The organism is Brevundimonas sp. LM2 (genome assembly GCF_002002865.1).
Classification (GTDB): Bacteria; Pseudomonadota; Alphaproteobacteria; order Caulobacterales; family Caulobacteraceae; genus Brevundimonas.
Genome location: NZ_CP019508.1, coordinates 1,000,528 through 1,017,500 on the forward strand (window position 1 = coordinate 1,000,528; position 16,973 = coordinate 1,017,500).

At 68.9% G+C, this 16,973-nt stretch carries 14 protein-coding genes (1 of these 14 running past the window's edge); 6 read left to right on the forward strand and 8 right to left on the reverse strand.

The window, feature by feature from the left end:
• Positions 1-3: 3 nt before the first annotated feature.
• The gene (locus tag BZG35_RS05030; RefSeq protein WP_150125936.1) at positions 4-1,860 is read left to right on the forward strand and encodes a hypothetical protein; all 1,857 of its coding nucleotides are present in this window, start codon (positions 4-6) and stop codon (positions 1,858-1,860) included.
• Positions 1,861-1,870: 10 nt separating this feature from the next.
• Here BZG35_RS05030 and BZG35_RS05035 read toward each other — a convergent pair whose 3' ends face one another.
• On the reverse strand, positions 1,871-2,554 hold the full coding sequence (locus tag BZG35_RS05035; protein ID WP_077354663.1) for a DUF1345 domain-containing protein: 684 nt from the start codon (positions 2,552-2,554) through the stop codon (positions 1,871-1,873).
• A complete protein-coding gene (locus BZG35_RS05040; protein WP_077354664.1) occupies positions 2,554-4,122 on the reverse strand; it encodes a carboxylesterase/lipase family protein in 1,569 nt (522 codons plus the stop codon). Before BZG35_RS05040 ends, BZG35_RS05035 begins: the two co-directional genes overlap by 1 nt.
• Before the next feature lie 164 nt (positions 4,123-4,286).
• On the opposite strand from BZG35_RS05040, the gene BZG35_RS05045 reads away from it, so the two are divergent.
• Positions 4,287-6,422 (forward strand): malate synthase G, encoded by a 2,136-nt coding sequence (locus tag BZG35_RS05045; RefSeq protein ID WP_077354665.1) that lies wholly within the window; start codon positions 4,287-4,289, stop codon positions 6,420-6,422.
• A 275-nt stretch (positions 6,423-6,697) separates the two neighbouring features.
• Positions 6,698-7,396 carry a pirin family protein gene (locus BZG35_RS05050; RefSeq protein ID WP_077354666.1) on the forward strand — a complete coding sequence of 233 codons (699 nt, stop codon included), beginning with the start codon at positions 6,698-6,700 and terminating at the stop codon, positions 7,394-7,396.
• A gap of 165 nt (positions 7,397-7,561) precedes the next feature.
• Here the strand turns inward: BZG35_RS05050 and BZG35_RS05055 are convergent, their stop codons facing one another.
• Positions 7,562-8,338, reverse strand: coding sequence for a PhoH family protein (locus tag BZG35_RS05055; protein ID WP_077354667.1), 777 nt, complete (start codon positions 8,336-8,338; stop codon positions 7,562-7,564).
• 303 nt (positions 8,339-8,641) lie between these two features.
• Between BZG35_RS05055 and BZG35_RS05060 the strand changes: the two genes are divergently transcribed.
• A complete protein-coding gene (locus BZG35_RS05060) occupies positions 8,642-9,169 on the forward strand; it encodes a gamma carbonic anhydrase family protein (protein WP_077354668.1) in 528 nt (175 codons plus the stop codon).
• Here BZG35_RS05060 and BZG35_RS05065 read toward each other — a convergent pair.
• On the reverse strand, positions 9,166-9,693 hold the full coding sequence (locus tag BZG35_RS05065; RefSeq protein WP_077354669.1) for a PAS domain-containing protein: 528 nt from the start codon (positions 9,691-9,693) through the stop codon (positions 9,166-9,168). The two genes, BZG35_RS05060 and BZG35_RS05065, sit on opposite strands and share 4 nt — an antisense overlap.
• Positions 9,694-9,834: 141 nt before the next feature.
• Between BZG35_RS05065 and BZG35_RS05070 the strand changes: the two genes are divergently transcribed.
• Positions 9,835-10,743 (forward strand): hypothetical protein, encoded by a 909-nt coding sequence (locus BZG35_RS05070; RefSeq protein WP_171981882.1) that lies wholly within the window; start codon positions 9,835-9,837, stop codon positions 10,741-10,743.
• Positions 10,744-10,873: 130 nt separating this feature from the next.
• On the opposite strand, the gene BZG35_RS05075 is transcribed toward BZG35_RS05070, so the two are convergent.
• The 4 genes from BZG35_RS05075 to hfaA form a co-directional block, all read right to left on the reverse strand.
• A complete protein-coding gene (locus BZG35_RS05075; RefSeq protein ID WP_077354670.1) occupies positions 10,874-13,765 on the reverse strand; it encodes a pitrilysin family protein in 2,892 nt (963 codons plus the stop codon).
• Positions 13,766-13,889: 124 nt separating this feature from the next.
• Positions 13,890-15,134 (reverse strand): holdfast anchor protein HfaD, encoded by a 1,245-nt coding sequence (hfaD, locus tag BZG35_RS17855; RefSeq protein ID WP_077354671.1) that lies wholly within the window; start codon positions 15,132-15,134, stop codon positions 13,890-13,892.
• Positions 15,061-16,071: a holdfast anchoring protein HfaB gene (hfaB, locus tag BZG35_RS05085; RefSeq protein WP_077354672.1), complete on the reverse strand. Its 1,011-nt coding sequence runs from the start codon at positions 16,069-16,071 to the stop codon at positions 15,061-15,063. The genes hfaD and hfaB overlap by 74 nt, the downstream gene beginning before the upstream one ends.
• A complete protein-coding gene (gene hfaA / locus BZG35_RS05090) occupies positions 16,071-16,454 on the reverse strand; it encodes a holdfast anchoring protein HfaA (protein ID WP_253189271.1) in 384 nt (127 codons plus the stop codon). The genes hfaB and hfaA overlap by 1 nt, the downstream gene beginning before the upstream one ends.
• Positions 16,455-16,718: 264 nt before the next feature.
• Between hfaA and BZG35_RS05095 the strand changes: the two genes are divergently transcribed.
• Positions 16,719-16,973, forward strand: partial view of a rhomboid family intramembrane serine protease gene (locus tag BZG35_RS05095; RefSeq protein ID WP_077354674.1) — the beginning only. It continues 495 nt past the right edge of the window; the window shows 255 of its 750 coding nt (coding positions 1-255); the start codon lies at positions 16,719-16,721; its stop codon lies beyond the right edge, outside the window.

Here is a 16,973-nt window from a genome sequence, read left to right on the forward strand (position 1 = left end):
CCCGTGAAGCGTCTACAACGGTTCTTGCTGGCTTTCGCTGCCTTCGCCGTCACCTCGGCATACGGCCACGGGGTTTCCGCGGAGACCCGGCGGACATACAGGGTCGAGGAGCAGCGCGCCTATGAAGGCGGCGAGACCGTTGCGGTCGCAGCCTTCACGGTTCGGTCCGAAGATCAGGGCGACGGTATCACTCGGCACCGCTATCGCCTGGACGGGGCTTTGACGGTTGACAGCGCCTGGGGTGCCATCGGCGCGGAAGCGCGCGAACTCCCCGAGCTGACGTCGACAACCACCTCCGACCGTCGGGCGATCATCACAGGCCCCTTTCCGCGCGGGTCGGTGAATGCGAGCGCGGTCCTGGGCGCGGCTGCGCGACCCGGGCAGGACTGCGCGACGTTCACTCGCGAGGAAATGCTTCCCATGGCGGCCGAGGCGGGTTTGCCTGCGGCGCTCTTGGTGCGGTTCAACGGCGAGAGGGCCGAAAGTGGCTTCTGCATCCTGTCTTGGGAAGCGGCGGAGACGACCGCCTCATCCGCCAGCGGCAGGCCGCTCAAGTTCACCATGCGCGGCCTGATCGTGGCCAACCTCGATTTCAGCGAGATGTATCTCAGCGTGTCGGCGACCGATGGCGACGTGGGAGGGTCCCGGTTCTCGAACCGGCGCGCGATCGCTCTGCAGCTTGAGCCCCATAAGGCCGATCTGGAGAAGGCTTGGGATGCATTGGAGGCCGCCGGCGGCAGCGATCTGCTGATACCGTCCCGCGCGATTGGGCTCGATGGCACGGAGCCGGCGCTCAAGGCGGCGAATGTCGCAGACGCGAGCGTCGCGGCGGCCGCTTCCGCTTTCCTCGAGATCTCCGTGCTCGGGTTTGCGGAACAGAAGGTCAATCCGCTCCCGCTCGCCACGATCGGGGTATTCTATCTAACGGACCAGGCCGCCACGCGGATCGTCAACGGTGTTGGTTACGCGCTGCTGGGAGGCGGATCTCTTTTCGGAAGCCAAACGGCATCGTACATCGGCGGGCGTTTCACGAAATACGATGGGGTGTTCGGGGAAACGCTCCAACTGGTGGCAGGCCGGACCGGCCAGGCCTTCGGCCTTGATCCTAAACTCACCGGCGAACGGGCGGTCGCGATCTATAATCTGGCCTCGCTTGGCTTCGGGGGTCTCGAAAGAGCCGCCCAGCCAAGGATTTCGCAGTTCCTGCTCACGAACCCTCGTTTCAACAATCTGGTGAACCAACTGTTCGTCGCCCGAGGCTCGATCGGCGCTGCCGAGACGGCGACCAACGTTGCAAACTCGCTCGTCAATCTCGTTGGTGAGAGCAACATCAATGCCGTGATGGACTGGATGTCGAGCGATGCTGATTCTGCGGTTTCAGTGACGCCGACCGCGCACCCGGCGATGAACGATCTGGTCAACCGCAATCAGCCTGACCAAGCCTCTCTGGACGGTTCTCGCAATCCGTTCACGACAACGACGGACGGCCGGGTCAGCGACTCGACCGCAGGCCTGGCCGATGTCGTGATCACCGGCCTGCTGAGCTTCCGGATCTTCGATTTCGCGCTTCAAGACGGCGATCAGGTGGATTTGTCCGTAACGCCTGGAGGCCCCTTTGTAAGCCTGAACCTCACCAACGCGGGGGCAAGCTTCACGGCACCCGGCGCTCGCGAGGGGACGCTGGCCGTCATTCGTCTGACCGCACTGAACGAAGGCACGGCAAGCCCGAACACCGGTGCCATCGCGCTTCAGTCCCTGGTCGTCAGCGGATCCCCCAACCAACAGTACAGCCTGATGACAGGCCAGAGCGGGTTCATGCGCGTCTATGTGCTCGGGCGACGCGCGCGGTCCAATCCCTGAGGCCTTTGGCTCAGTTGCCCAGCAGATTGACGGCCATGTTCACCGCCAGAGCCACCAGGACGGTGTTGAACACGAAGGCGGTCACGCTGTGGACCGTGGAAAGGCGGCGGATGCCTCGGCCGGAGATCTGGACGTCCGCGGTCTGGCTGGCGACGCCGATGATCAGGGCGAAGTGCAGGAAGTCCCAATAGTCCGGCTCGGCCTCGCCGGGAAAGGTCAGCCCACCGGTGTCCGCGCCGCCTTCGTCCGGGGCGTAGAAGCGGTGGGCGTAGTGCAGGCCGAACAGGACGTGGACGAACAGCCACGACAGGGCCTCGGTGCCCAGGATCAGGGTGGCCGAGAGGGCCGGCGTCTCTCCGGTGGCGGCTGCGGCCGCTTCGGACACCACGACCACCACGCTGGCCAGGGCGGCCAGGAGGCTGAGCGGCAGGACGGCGGTGCCGGCCTCGTCCAGGTCGGCGGCGCGGCGGCGGATGGCGTCGATCGAACGGGCGCGGGCCGTCTTCAACCCGGTCAGGATCAGGAACAGGGCCACGCCCATGTCCCAGCCGACCGCCAGGCGAACGGTCCAGCGCCAGTCGGACGGCACCGCCAGAGCCACGACCACCGCCACGAGCAGCCCCGCCAGCAGGTCGCGGTGCAGGCGGAACAGCCGGACTCGCGGCGGGGCAGGCGGCGCGGCGGATCGGGGCATCAGGTTCCGGGCTGGACGTAGGGGACAGCGGCGAACAGGCGGCGTTCGGCGCCGCGCGGATCGTCCTCCATCCGGGCCGGTTCGTCCATGATCATCGTCTGGCGGAGCGTCAGATCGTAGGGCGTCCAGGTCGGCAGGCCGGGGTGGTTCGGATCGCCGTCGCGGGCCAGGGCGACGAAGGCGCGGCTCAACCGGTCGGCCATGGGCTGGGCCTCGGACCCCTGGGCGCGGCTGCCGGTGGCTATGACATTGTCCAGCGCCAGGGGGATGTCGTCGGTGTGCATGGCGCCGCGCCGGCCGCCGTCGATCGGCGAGGTCCAGTCCAGCTGATAGACGAAGGCCGGGTGACCCGAGGCCGCGCGGGCCTCCGCCTCGATGACCGCACCGCGCCAGGAGCGGGCGGCGGTGGTGGCGGCAAAGAAGACGTCGGACGGGCTGTAGGCGGGATACATCCGGCGGTAGGCGGCGATGACCGGCTCGGGCGCGACGTCGATGCGGAACTCGCGATCGGTCATCTTGCCGGGCAAGTCGTCCCAGGTGAGCTCGAAGTTGGCCGGATCGCCGCCCAGGAAGGCCTTGGTCTCGTCGTGGGTGTTGCCGATGATCATCGGGATCTGCGCCGACTGGGCGGGGGCATCGGGGTAGAAGGGGTGGCGGGGCAGGGAGCGGCTGTCCAGCACCGGACCGAAATACAGCCCGCCGAAGCCCAGCACCGGATCGGTGGCCCGGGTCGCCTGCAGCAGGGCCTCGACCGGCAGGGTGGCGGCCTCGGCGGCGCGGTCGGGGGTCAAGCCCAGGGCTTCCAGCCAGGTCGTGGCGCGCCGGGTGGCGTTCCAGGGGCCGGAGGCGGTGACCTGTTGCCCGCTCATGGTCGCCACGCGGTGGAACAGGCCGGCGGCCACCGGCGTCGCCATCATCGTCGCGATCTTGGCCCCGCCGCCCGACTGGCCAAAGACCATGACGCGGCCGGGGTCGCCGCCGAAGCCGGCGATATTGTCGCGCACCCACCGCAGGGCCAGGATCAGGTCCAACTGTCCGGCATTGCCGCTGTCCTGGAAGGGCGCGCCGGCGAGCCGCGCCAGATAGGCATAGCCCAGCGGCCCGAGCCGGTGGTTCAGCGTGACCACCACCACGTCGTTGCGCCGCGCCAGCCGGGTCCCGTCGTACAGCGGATCGGAGCCCGAGCCGCTCGAATAGGCCCCGCCGTGGATATAGACCATGACCGGCCGGCGCGCGTCATCGAGGCCCGGCGACCAGATGTTGAGGAACAGGCAGTCCTCGCTCTGGTTCGGCTCGGACCCGGTCTGGGGGCTGGCCGGGCCATAGGCGAAGGCCTCTGCGGGCGCGGTCCAGCGGGTCGGGGCGACGGGTGGCTGGAAGCGCCGCGGACCGGTGTCGGCGCCGTAGCGCAGCCCCTTGAACACGCGCACATCGCCCTCGATCTGGCCGCGCACCGGGCCGCTCGTCGTGGCGACGACGGGGTGGTCCCCCTGGGCCCAGGCGGGTCGCGCCAGGGTCGGCAGGATCAGGCCGGCGGCGATCAGGGTGCGGCGGTTCAGATGGGGCATCGGGTCTCGCTCATGGCCGTCATACCCAAGACTAGGCCCGGTCCGCCATCGCTGTCACCGGTGTCATCGCGATCCACCCTTGCAGGCTTCCGCACGCGCCGCTCTAGTGCGATCACGCATTGTTACGAACCGCCCTCCCGATCGGTTCGCACCGGAGACCTCGCATGCCTCATCACGACCGCGCCGGCCTGTCCGTCGATCCGCAGCTGTCGGCCTTCCTGGAGGATGAGGTGCTGCCCGGCCTCGGAATCGGGGCGGACGGCTTCTGGTCGGGCGTCGCCCAGATCTTCGCGCGGTTCGCGCCGGAGAATCGGGTCCTGCTGGCCCGACGCGATGACCTCCAGGCGCAGATCGATGCCTGGCACGTCGCCCGCAAGGGACAGCCGCACGACCCGGCGGCGACGGAAGGTTTCCTGCGCGAGATCGGCTATCTGGTCGAGGAGCCCGCGCCGTTCCAGGTCACCACGCAGAACGTCGACGACGAGCTGGCCAGGCTGGCCGGGCCGCAGCTGGTGGTGCCGATCCTGAATGCGCGCTTCCTGCTGAACGCCGCCAATGCGCGGTGGGGCAGTCTGTATGACGCGCTTTACGGCACCGATGCCCTGGGCGACCTGCCGCCGGCGGGGGGCTATGACACCGCCCGGGGCGCGCGCGTGGTGGCCCGCGCCAAGGCCTTCCTCGACGAGGCGGTGCCGCTGGCGGCGGGGTCGCACGCCGAGGTCACCGGCTGGTCGGTGGTGGACGGGGCGCTGAGCCCGGCGCTGAAGGACCCGGCCCAATTCGTCGGCTATCTGGGCGAGCCGGGGGCCCCGTCCGCCATCCTGCTGGCCAACCACGGCCTGCACATCGAACTGGTCATCGACCGGTCCAGCGCCATCGGGGCCGCGGATGCGGCGGGCCTGTCGGACGTGGTGCTGGAGAGCGCCCTGTCGACCATCTGCGATCTGGAGGACTCGGTCGCGGCCGTGGACGCCGAGGACAAGGTCGCGGCCTATCGCAACTGTCTGGGGCTGATGAAGGGCGACCTGTCGGCCCGGTTCAGCAAGGGCGGCCAGACGCTGAACCGGACGCTGGAGCCGGACCGGTCCTTCACGGCCCCGGGGGGCGGGGCGGTGACCCTGAAGGGGCGGTCGCTGCTGTTCGTGCGCAACGTCGGCCATCTGATGACCAATCCGGCCATCCGTCTGCCGGACGGGACCGAGGCCCCGGAAGGCATTCTGGACGCCATCGTGACCTCGCTGATCGCGCTGTACGACCTGAAGGGGCTGGGTGGGTTCACCAACTCGGCGGCCGGGTCGGTCTATATCGTCAAGCCGAAGATGCACGGTCCGCAGGAGGCGGGCTTCACCGACCGGCTGTTCGACGCGGTCGAGGACCTGCTGGGGCTGGCGCGGCACACGATCAAGGTCGGGGTGATGGACGAGGAGCGGCGCACCAGCGCCAATCTGGCGGCCTGCATCGAAGCGGTGAAGGACCGGATCGTCTTCATCAACACCGGCTTCCTGGACCGCACCGGCGACGAGATCCACACCGCCATGCAGGCCGGGCCGATGGTGCGCAAGGCCGACATCAAGGGCTCGAAATGGATCGCGGCGTACGAGGCGCGCAACGTCGCCATCGGCCTGGCGTGCGGCCTGTCCGGGCGGGCCCAGATCGGCAAGGGCATGTGGGCGGCCCCCGACCGGATGGCCGACATGCTGGAGCAGAAGATCGGCCACCCCCGGACCGGGGCGAACACCGCCTGGACCCCGTCACCGACGGCCGCGACCCTGCACGCGCTGCACTATCACGCCGTCGATGTCTTCGCGGTCCAGACCGAGGTCGCCGCCCGGCCGACGCCGGGGCTGGAGGACCTGCTGACCCCGCCGCTGGCGCACGGGGTCAACTGGTCCGAGCAGGAGGTGGCCGACGAGCTGGACAACAATGCCCAGGGCATCCTGGGCTATGTCGTGCGCTGGATCGACCAGGGGGTGGGCTGTTCCAAGGTGCCGGACATCCACGACATCGGCCTGATGGAGGATCGGGCGACGCTGCGGATCAGCTCGCAGCACATCGCCAACTGGCTGCTGCACGGGGTCTGTACGGCGGAACAGGTCGACGCCGCCTTCCGGCGCATGGCGGCCAAGGTGGACGGGCAGAACGCGGGCGATCCGCTGTATCGCCCGATTGCGGCGGATCCCGAAGGCTCGCTGGCCTATCAGGCGGCGCGGGCCCTGGTGTTCGAGGGGGTGGCCCAACCCAACGGCTATACCGAACCTCTGCTGCATGCGTTCAGACAGAGGGCGAAGGCGGAGACCTGATCCTTCTCCCCTTGAGGGAGCGGGAGATCGCGCACGGCGGCGTAGACGTCGTCCTGGCGCGGTCGGGTGAGGGGTGACACCGGCGGCCGGCTGGCGCCTGTCGACCCCTCACCCTTTCGCGCGAGACCGATCGCTACGCTCTCGGGCGCTCAAGCCCCCCTAAAGGCGAGGAATGTCACAATCAACACCACAACTGTTGCAGATCCCTCCGCCCATCCTATGTTACCGTCTACGCAACAGCGCGGCGGGACGTCCTGCCGCCGGGAGACACGACGATGATCGAGCGCAGACCGTTCGAGAGCCTGGGTGGCGCCAACCACGGCTGGCTGAACGCCAAACACCATTTCTCCTTCGCCAACTACTACGATCCCAAGCGCATGAGCTGGGGCAATCTGCGGGTCTGGAACGACGACGAGATCGCCGCCGGCTCGGGCTTTCCGCCCCATCCCCATTCGGACATGGAGATCATCACCTATGTCCGCGAAGGCGCGATCACCCATGAGGACAGCCTGGGCAACAAGGGCCGCACCGAGGCCGGCGACGTCCAGGTGATGAGCGCCGGCACCGGCATCCGCCACGCCGAATACAATGCCGAGCCGACCCTGACCCGGATCTTCCAGATCTGGATAGAGCCAACCAAGCGCGGCGAGGCCCCGGCCTGGGGCGCCAAGCCCTTTCCGAAGGGCGATCGCGCCGGCCAGTTCGTGGTCCTGGCCTCGGGCTTCGACGATGACGGCGACGCCCTGCCGATCCGCACCGACGCCCGCATCGTCGCCGCCACCCTGAAGGCCGGCGAAAGCGCCACCTATCCGCTGGGCGCAACCCGCCGCGGCTATCTGGTGCCGGCCAAGGGCGAGGTCGAGATCAATGGCGTCCACCTGAACGCTCGCGACGGCGCCGCCATCACCGACGAGGCCACCATCACCGTGACCGCCGTCAACGACGCCGAGATCGTGCTGGTCGACGCGGCGTAATTTCGGTGCCTCTCCCTCCCCTTTATGGGGAGGGACGACCGCGCGGCGGTCGGGGTGGGGCCGTGCGAAGCCATCGCGCGCTCCATACAGCCCCACCCGCGCTCGGCTGACGCCTCACGCTCCCTCCCCATGAAGGGGAGGGAGATGTTTATTCGACGCAGGGGTTCACAGCACCCCGATCATGCTCGCGACCAGCGGATGCCTGACGATGTCGCCCTCGGCCAGGCGGACCACGGCGATCTCCGGCACCGCCTCCAGCCGCGTGGCGATGTCGGCCAGCCCCGACAGGGACGGCAGCAGGTCCGTCTGTCCCGGATCGCCCGTCACCACCATGTTGGAATGCCAGCCCAGCCGCGTCAGCAGCATCTTCAGCTGCACGTAGGTGCAGTTCTGGGCCTCGTCGATGACGATGAAGGCGTTGTTCAGCGTGCGGCCGCGCATGTAGCCGACCGGCGCGATCTCGATCAGGCCCTCGGCCATCAGGGCCCCGACCCGCTTCATCGACAGCCGGTCCGACAGGGCGTCGTACAGGGGCCGCAGATAGGGGGCCAGCTTGTCCTCCATGGCCCCGGGCAGGAAGCCGATCGACTCCCCGGCCTCGACCGCCGGGCGGCTCAGAACGATGCGGCCGACCTTGCCGGCCTCCAGCGCCTCGACCGCCTTGGCCACGGCCAGATAGGTCTTGCCCGTGCCTGCCGGCCCCAGAGCCAAAGTCAGGTTGTGGGCGTCGATGGCCGCCAGCAGCTCGGCCTGACCCTCGGACTTGGGCTTCAGCGTTTTCAGATAGCCCTGCTCGCGGTCGTCGTTGGACGGATGCGGCGACCAGGCGCCCCGGCTTTGGGGAGTCGGCAAGCGGCGGACCTTGGCCTCCTGGCCATAGTCGGGGCCGTCGAAGGCTCCCCCTTCACGGGATTGACGCTTGATGGCGGCGCGCTTGGTCATGGCAGGCTCCGGTCAATAAAAAAGGCGACGCCGGAAATGGCATCGCCTCGATCGAGGGTGGGGAGAAGGGGAGAAGCAGCGAAGCGTCGTCCGGGGTCGGAGATGTATCCCACATCCAGCGGGAGGGCCCGCCGCATACCCGAACGCGTCACGCACGCTCTCCGAGGCTCTGACCGGACCGGGGTTGATCCGGCTTCGGATCCGGGGCCGAAATGGGGGCCTCGAATCGCATCAACAGGATGATGCTAACGCGGTTTCCAAAGGCTTAAAGCCTGTATTTCATTGAGTTCAGATGAGGATTTCATGACGATCTATTCGCTGGCGGACAAGAAACCGCAGCTGCCGCCCGAGGGCGAATACTGGATCGCGGACAATGCCGTGGTCATCGGCGACGTGACCCTGCAGTCGGGCGCCAGCGTCTGGTTCGGCTGCACGGTGCGCGGCGACAACGACCCCATCACGCTCGGCGCGAACACCAACGTCCAGGACGGCTGCGTGCTGCATTCCGATCCGGGCGAACCCCTGACCATCGGGGCCAACGTCACCGTCGGCCACCTGGCCATGCTGCACGGCTGCACCATCGGCGACAACACCCTGATCGGCATCGGCGCGGTGGTCCTGGGCCGGGCGGTGATCGGGAAGAACTGCCTGATCGGCGCGAATGCCCTGATCACCGAGGGCAAGGTCATCCCCGACGGCTCTCTGGTCATGGGCCAGCCGGGCAAGGTCGTCCGGCAGTTGGACGAGGCCCAGATCGCCGCCCTGACCGCCTCGGCCCAGCACTATGTCCAGAACTGGAAGCGGTATTCCGCGACTCTGGCCGAGGTCTAGGCGATCCGCCGCCCGTCGACCGCGGCCAGCGTCAGCGGCGGTCGCCCGCCGAGGCCGACGCCGATCGACAGCCGCGCGGTCAAGGGGCCGACGGCCTCGCGGCGTCGTTCCTGATCGACCGTGGGCTGATACAGGCCCACCAGCCGGTCGGCCGCGCCGTCGGGACCGCGCAGGGGGGCGATGACGATCTCCAGCACGCCCCGCAGCCGCGCGGCCTCGGCCACCATCACCACCGGCCGCGCCTCGCGAAAGGCCTGCGCCGCCGCCGCCGCCACCATGGGCCGGCTCTCGGGCGTCCAGAGCGTCAAGGCGTCGACACCGCGCAGGGGGCGGTCGTGCAGGGTCTCGATCCAGCCCCCCGCCAGGCGGAAGGTCACGGCCTCGGCGGTCCGCTCGGCCGCGAACAACTGCGGCACCAGCCGGCCCAGCCGCAGCGGCGCCAGGTCGGCGCGCGCCGGGATCGACCCGGCATCGGGCAGGGTGGCCCAGTGGTCGATCAGGGTCTGTGTGCCGGAATGGAACATGGTCCTCACCTTCGGTCGCGACGCCGCAACGACCGGGCCAGACGCTTGGCAACGGAAACGCAAGGGTTTTGCCCGCAGATGGGCGATTGGATCGGCCTGCGTCTTGTCAGGGCCGACGACGATTTCTTCAGGAGCTGGCCCATGCGGGTGGCGTTCAAGATCTGGCTGCCGGTCGTGGCCGGCGCCTTCGGTGCCGCGGTGGCCCTGTTCGGCATGACGGGCCCGGCCTCGGCCCAGTGCAGCTCCGGCTGCACCCCTCCGCCCGAACCGCCGTGCAACGCCTGTCAGCCGCCCCCGCCGCCGCCGCCCCCGCCGCCCCCGCCGGAATGCTGCACCCCCGGCTATCCGCCCGAATACCCGCCCGGCGGTGGAGACATCAACGTCAACGTCAACGTCAATGCGAACGCCAACGCCAATGCGAGCGCCGCCGCCCGCGCCGGGATCAATGCCCGCGTCAACAGCTACGGCAGCGTCCGCGGCGGTGGCGGCGGCGGGGCCTATTTCAGCGTCGAACAGCCCTATCCGACCGTCATCCAGGGCCTGAACGTCGAGGCCGGAGCCGCCGCCCAGGTCATCCGCGTGCCGTACGAAGCCCGCCGCCGCTGGGAAAAACGCGTCGTCATCCAGGCCTTCTGCATCGACGACCGGGACGTCCCGCACCCCGCTTCCCAGGTCTCGGGCGGCCGCGACGTCTACGACGACTTCGAGGGGGAGCTCTACCGCTGCATCGCCGGCACCCGGCTCCAGGTCACCTGGTCGGAGTGGACGGGTCAGGTCAGCTTCGAGGGAGGACAAACCTTCGCCTGCCGCAAGGGTGAAGCCCTGTGGCGCGACCGGTCCGGCGACCTGCGCTGCAAGACCCAGATCGCCCAGCGCGACTGCAACGAACGCTCGCTGCTGCGCCGCTACGGAGCCGGCATCAAGGTGCTCGTCTGGGTCAAGGAAGAGATCTACACCGAATACCGCGAAGAGATCGTCCAGGCCCAGGGTGTCTCGATCACCGGGGCCTCGATGATGCTGGACGGCGGCGTCGGCGGCCGGGTGTTCTGAACGCCCGACAACGGCGCGTTCAGCCGATCCGCATGGACGGTCGGCTAGGAATCGATCGTCGGGTTCATCGCCGACGATCCTGAAGACGACTCAGGCCCTGGGAGCCCTCCGCCCCAGGGCCGCTTTTTGCCTACTCCGACGCCTCGGCACCGGCTGCCGTGACCTCCGCTCGCCACGCGGTGCCGGGCTTCAGATACGCCTGGGCGACACGCTGGATGTCGGCCGGGGTGACCGCCTCCAGATCGCTGATCGCCGTGCGGATGGCGTCGATGTCGCCCGGCCTGGCCTGGACGGCCGACAGATTGGCCAGCCACCAACCATTCTGCGCCTGGCTCCGGCGCAGTCCCTCGACCGCCGACAGCCGGGCCCGGGTCAACTCGTCGGCCTCGATCGGGGTGTCGCGCAGCGCGGCGGCGACCTCGTCGACGGTCTCGAACAACTGGCCGAGGTTCTCCGGCGGCACCTCGGCCTGGACGAAGGCGTAGCCGTACGCGGGGAAAATGTTCGAGGAGGTGGCCGAGGCCCCCGGCGAATAGGCGATCCCCAGTTCCTCGCGGATCTTGTCGGTCACCCGAAGCTGCAGCACCCGGGCCAGCAGCCCGACGATCCGGCCCTCCGTCCGATCTTCGATGGAGTCCACCGTCGGCCAGGCCACATAGGCCAGGGCCTGGGTCGGCAGGCCGGTATGGACGATCCGGACCGGCTCCGGTGTCGGGGCTGGGAAGCGCCGCACCAGGGAGTCGGCGCTCGGGGCGGTCGCCGCCGGGCGGGCGGGCAGGGCGCCGAAGGTCTGGCCCACGGCTGCGATCGCCGCCTCGACCGTCACATCGCCGACGACCGTGATCTCGATCGGCCCCTGGGCCACCCCGGCCTCGACCGCTGCGCGCAGGCTCGACAGCTCCGCCGCCGCGATCGCCTCCTGGGGCGGCAGGCCGAAGCGCCGATCGCCGCTCGACAGCAGGGCTTCGCCGTCCAGGGCCAGAGCCCCGCCCGGCGTCGCGCGAATCTGGTCGAACTGGGCTGGAACGAGTGATTTGAAACGGGCGAAGGGCTCGGGCCGCCAGGCGCTGTCGGTGAAGAAGGCCGCCAGCAGCTGCATCTGCAGCTCGAAATCCTCGGGCCGGGTCGCGCCGCCATAGGTGTAGGCATCCGGGGATATGCTGAAGCTGGTCGCGACGACGTCACTCGCCAGGACCTGCTCGAGTTGCGACTGGGTCAGCTGGCCCAGCCCCCCCTGGATCACGACCGGAGCGGCGATGGCGGGAATGGAGCCGTCCTTCGGCAGATCGAGTAAGCCGTTGCCGACGCGGACGTTCACCAGGATCTGTTCGTCGGTGAAGGTCGTCGGCTTGACCGTCAGCTTCACGCCGTTGGCGAAGGTGATCAGGGTGGTGCCCAGGTCGGCGATCTCGGTCCGGCTGTCCGGTTCGGTCGGCGTGCCGAAGCGCGTATAGGGCCACGCCATGGCCGCGACCGCGACCGGAGCCGCGACGGGGACCTGGCGCGACGCCTCCAGGGCGGCGGTGATGGCGGCCTCTCCGCCCTCGATCGCGACGGGGGTGGTGACGAAGGCCAGGGGGCCGTTGCCGGTGAAGGCGTCGCGGAAGGCGGTATTGACGGCCTCCGGTCTCAGGTCCGCGACAGTCGCCTCGAAGATCTCGAGCTGCGTCGCCGGGGTGCTGAACACCTCGTTCTCGTTCGCCGCGCTCAACAGGGCCCCCGCCAGGGTCGGTGTCTGGCGCGTCGCGGCGGAGGCCACGGCCGCCGTCAGACGGGTCCGGATCTCAGTGATCTCGCGGTCGAGCTCGGCCTGGGTCGCGCCGTACTGGACCATCCGGCGCAGTTCCTGCTCGACGGTCTCCAGGGCCCGCTTCCATTCGCCAGGATTGTAGTTGACGTTCAGCGTGCCCGCCTCGAGCGAGCCGATGATCTCCTCATAGTCGCCCCCGGCGGCCAGGAAGGGCGGATTCTCGGCGCGGGCCAGTTCGCTGAACCGGCGGTTCAGAACCGCCATGCCGAGACTGCGAACCAGGTCTTCGCGACGGTTGGCCACCGTGTCGGGCTCGTCGGTGAAGGGCTTGGTCCAGAAGATCGCCGTGGATGACTGGACACCGGCTTCCTGAAAGATCCGGGTCTCCGTCTGGCGCGGCTGGACGTCGCCCAGCACCGGCTCGGGACCGTCGGCGGCGGGATTGACCCAGCTTCCGAAGGCGGTCGCGATCTGGGCCTCCATCTTGGCGACATCGAAGTCGCCCACCGCGATCATGGTCGCGCGCTCGGGCCGATAGTATTTGCGGTAGAAATCGACGAACTCGTCTCGCGGCGCGGTGCGGATGATGTTCAGGTCGCCGATCGGGAAGCGGTCGGCCAGACGCTGCCCAGGGGCCAGGAAGGCGAACTGGGCCTTGATGGCGCGCAGGCCAGGCACGTCACGCGTCCGCTCCTCGCCGACGATGACGCCCCGCTCGGAGTCCACCGCCGCCGCGTCGAACAGCAGCTCGCTGGCGGTTTCGCGCAGGACGAACAGACTGGTCTCGACCACCTCGTCGGTCGTGTTGGGCAGGTTCAGGGTATAGGCCGTCTGGTCGAAGCTGGTGAAGGCATTGGTGTCGCCGCCGAACGACAGGCCCAGCCGCTCCAGCCGGCGGGTCATCTCCCCCTCCGGGATGTTGTTCGACCCGTTGAACGCCATGTGTTCCAGGAAATGGGCCAGACCCTTCTGGGCGTCGGTCTCTGACAGGGAGCCGGCGTCGAACCTCAGTCTCAGGGCGGCCTGGTTCGGGGGCGTGGCGTTGCGCAGGATGGCGTATTTCATGCCGTTGGGCAGGACGCCGAACCGAACCGCAGGGTCGGCGGGCACGTCGCTGGTGGTCTGGGCCCAGGGGTCGGACGGCTGTGCCGTCGTTGTCTGGCCCCCCGCCGTCTGAGCCCCCGTCGTCTGAGCCATCACGGCTCCGGACAGGGGACCGGCGAGCAGGACCAGCCCGGAGGCCGCGGCGAGCAGAAGGCGACGAAGGGTCATGAAGGCTCCGGGCGACACGAAGCCGCGCGGTGAGCGGCGTCAGGGATGCGTGGCGATGCCCTAGGTCATCGCGCGCTCAACATCCCTGAAGCGCGATCGGGTGTGAAGCCCTGTTTACGCGCAGTCAGGACCCCGGGCGGGTCACGTAGAAGGTCGCGGCATTGCCCACCGCGTTCGCGCTGGCGGCCACGGCCCGACCGGTGCCCCGAACGGTCGCCGCGCCCGTGGCCGTCACCGGCCCCGTGTTGGTCTGGTCGTTGGTCGCGATCAGCGTGCCCTGGCAGGTCGAACAGGCGTAGCCGGTGACCGTATTGCCCACCGCGCTGGCGGAGACATAGGCGTCATAGCCATCGGTGCCCGCGAAGTCGGCCGTGGCCTGGACGCCGCCCGAGTTCACCTGTGCGTTGTCGATCTGCAGATAGACGTCGTTGTTGCCGACGACGACCGCATTGCCGACGCCTTCCGCCACGGCCGTTGCCGCCCCCCAGTCGTAGCTGGTGACGATGGCCGAGGCGCGGACCTCCGGCAGGTTGGACTGGTCGGTGGTCACGACGACCGAGCCGCCCTGATTGTAGAGCAGGGTCTGGTTGGCGGCGGCCCGCGCCCGTCCGGCCAGGTCCCAGGCGTTGGCGGCATTGGCGCTGGTCGCGGCCGTCACGGCATCGCCCGAGGTGCGCTGTCGGATCGTCAGGTCCTGACTGGAGGCCAGGCCCGAATTTAGGGCCATGCTGTTGGCCGTCGACTGGCTGATGAACTCGGCATTCGCGGGCACGTACTGGGTCTCCGCATAGGTTTCGGCCCGGACCCCGGCATCCGAGTTCTGGATGACCGTGCCGGAGACGTGGGACGCGCTGGCCGCCATGGAAACCGTATTGCCGAGGGCATCGACGCTGACGGAGGCCCCGCCCAGCATCCGCGCCCTCGGACCATTGATGGTGGCGCCCGCGGTGACCTCGGTCGGTCCGATGTCCTGGCGGGTCTCGATGTCGAGATCACCGCCATAGGCGGCGGCTCCCAGATAATTGCCCTGCGCCTGGGTCGAGGCGTTGACCGGCCCCTCCAGCGTGCCGTCGAGATTCAACGTCGCGCTCGAGCCGACGTCGGCATCGGACCGCTGACCCGACGTGATCTGCAGGTCGCGGTCCTGCGCCGTCCCGGCCAGGCTGTTGCCCTGGGCGGCGGTGGTCGCGGCGGTCTCGCCGGTCGCGCCCTCGACGTTCAGCGTCTGGCCGGCGATGACGTCGCCCAGCTGCAGCTGATTGTTGAGAACGATGACCCCGTCCTGGGCGAAGGCCTCAGTAGCGGCTGCGACGCACAGCGCCGTCGCGGCGATCGTTCCAGCGATCCGGATCGGCGCGGGTCTGGCCATTGTTCGTGTCCGTATTGTCATAGGCGGGGTAGTAGCCCCCGGTTGCGCCCACTGTGTTCAGCGGGTCGTTGGCGGCGTCGAGGCAGACTTCGGGGCCCGGCGCGCCGTAGAGGTTGGCCATGAACTCCACCGTCGCCCGCTCGATCAGGGCGCGCACGGCCAGTTGCACCGGCTCCATCCCGCCGGTCCCGGCCGAGATGTCGAAGACGTTGCCGTTCAGGAAGTCGAACACGCCGGCTGAGATCTCGCGGCCGATGATCTGCTTCTGATAGGAGACCACGTCGACCACCTCGAGGGTGGTGGTCTGGACCAGGCGCAGGTCGATGGCGATGTTCATCACGAACACCTTGCCCTGGACGATGCCCGATCCGGGCGTGTCGGTGTCGGTCTCGCCCACCCCGGCGTCGAAACCGGCCGAGCGGATGTTGTAGTTCACCTCGGTGATCCCGCCGACAAGATAGAAGTCCGAACCCGGCACCTGGCCGGCCAGGATGCGGCGATAATTGGGATCCTCGGGCGTGCCGCCCTGGTCGCCGATCAGACGGTTGTTGGCGTAGCGCAACTCCATCTCCGAGATCGAGGTGTCGTAGCGCTCGACCATCTGCGCCCCGGACTTGGCCAGGGCGCTGAAGGCCATCAGCGAGGCCCCGCCGGTGACCTGGCGGCCGCCATCGGACGACACCGTGCCGGTGTAATCGCTGATCCGGCCGACCGCCATGCGGGGGGAGGGCAGGTCATAGCGCCGGGCGTAGTCGGCCAGGCAGTAGAGGGCCGTGGAATAGGGGGTCGGGTTCGACGTCACCGGGGCATTGCCGATCGGCTTGGCGTACATCCCGCCGGGTCCCGCGACCGGGCTGACGCAGCCGGCGAGCAGGCTGGCGACGGCCAGGGCGACGCCGCCGACCCTGGCGCGACGGGCATGAGCTGTCGGGATCATCAGAAGCCTGTCAGGGTGCCGGTCAGGTCCGTGCGGGCGGTAACATTGCCCGTATTGGTCTGACTTGAATTGACGATGACCGTGTTGTGGCTGCCCTGGACCACCACGTTCAGATTGTTGCCGATGGCGGTCGAGCCGCCCGAGGCTGCGCCCGCCTGGGTCCCGCCCGAGCCCGAATAGGTCTGCGACACGCCGCCCGACCGAGCCGAATAGGACGAGGCGCCGGCCTGAATCAGGCCGTCGACGATCAGGCGATTGCCGTTCGGATCGCGGGTGGAGCCGGTCTGGGCCGAGGCCACCGACTGGCGGGCCCCGCCGTAGCCGTTCTGGAACGCGGTCAGGCCACCGGACGCACTGGTCTGCGCCAGAGCCGGAGCGGCCATGGCGGACAGGGCCAGGGCCCCCGCGACTATAGTCTTCCGTCTGTCGGCCATTCGATCATTCCACGCGGTACAGGTCGAGCCGCAGCACGCGGTTCACTCGCCATGATGGATTATGGTTATTAAGAAGCGCTTGAGATCGTGGGTCGGCGGGTGCAGCGCGGCGGGCGGTCATCACGGGCCTGTCCGGTTCGGCCCGCGACCGTCTGTCGGCATTGCGGGATGGGACGATGTCGTTCATCACCCGCAGTCTGGATCGCGCCCTCCATGAAGGGGCCGCGTCCGCAATGGCAGGAGGCCGGTTCGCCCTCGGACCCGAACAGATCGTCCCCCTGGGGCCCCGCCGAGCCGGCACCGCCCGGGCCGGAGCGCGTGTTCAACGCGCCGCTGCTCGCGGTGCTGCTCGCCCTGTCGATGCCGGCGCTGTACCTGTTCCAGAGCCGGGCGCACGACTATTGGCTGGGGCTGGCCTTCGCGCCGATCGATCTGGCCGAGGGCCGCTATCTAGGCCTCGTCACCTCT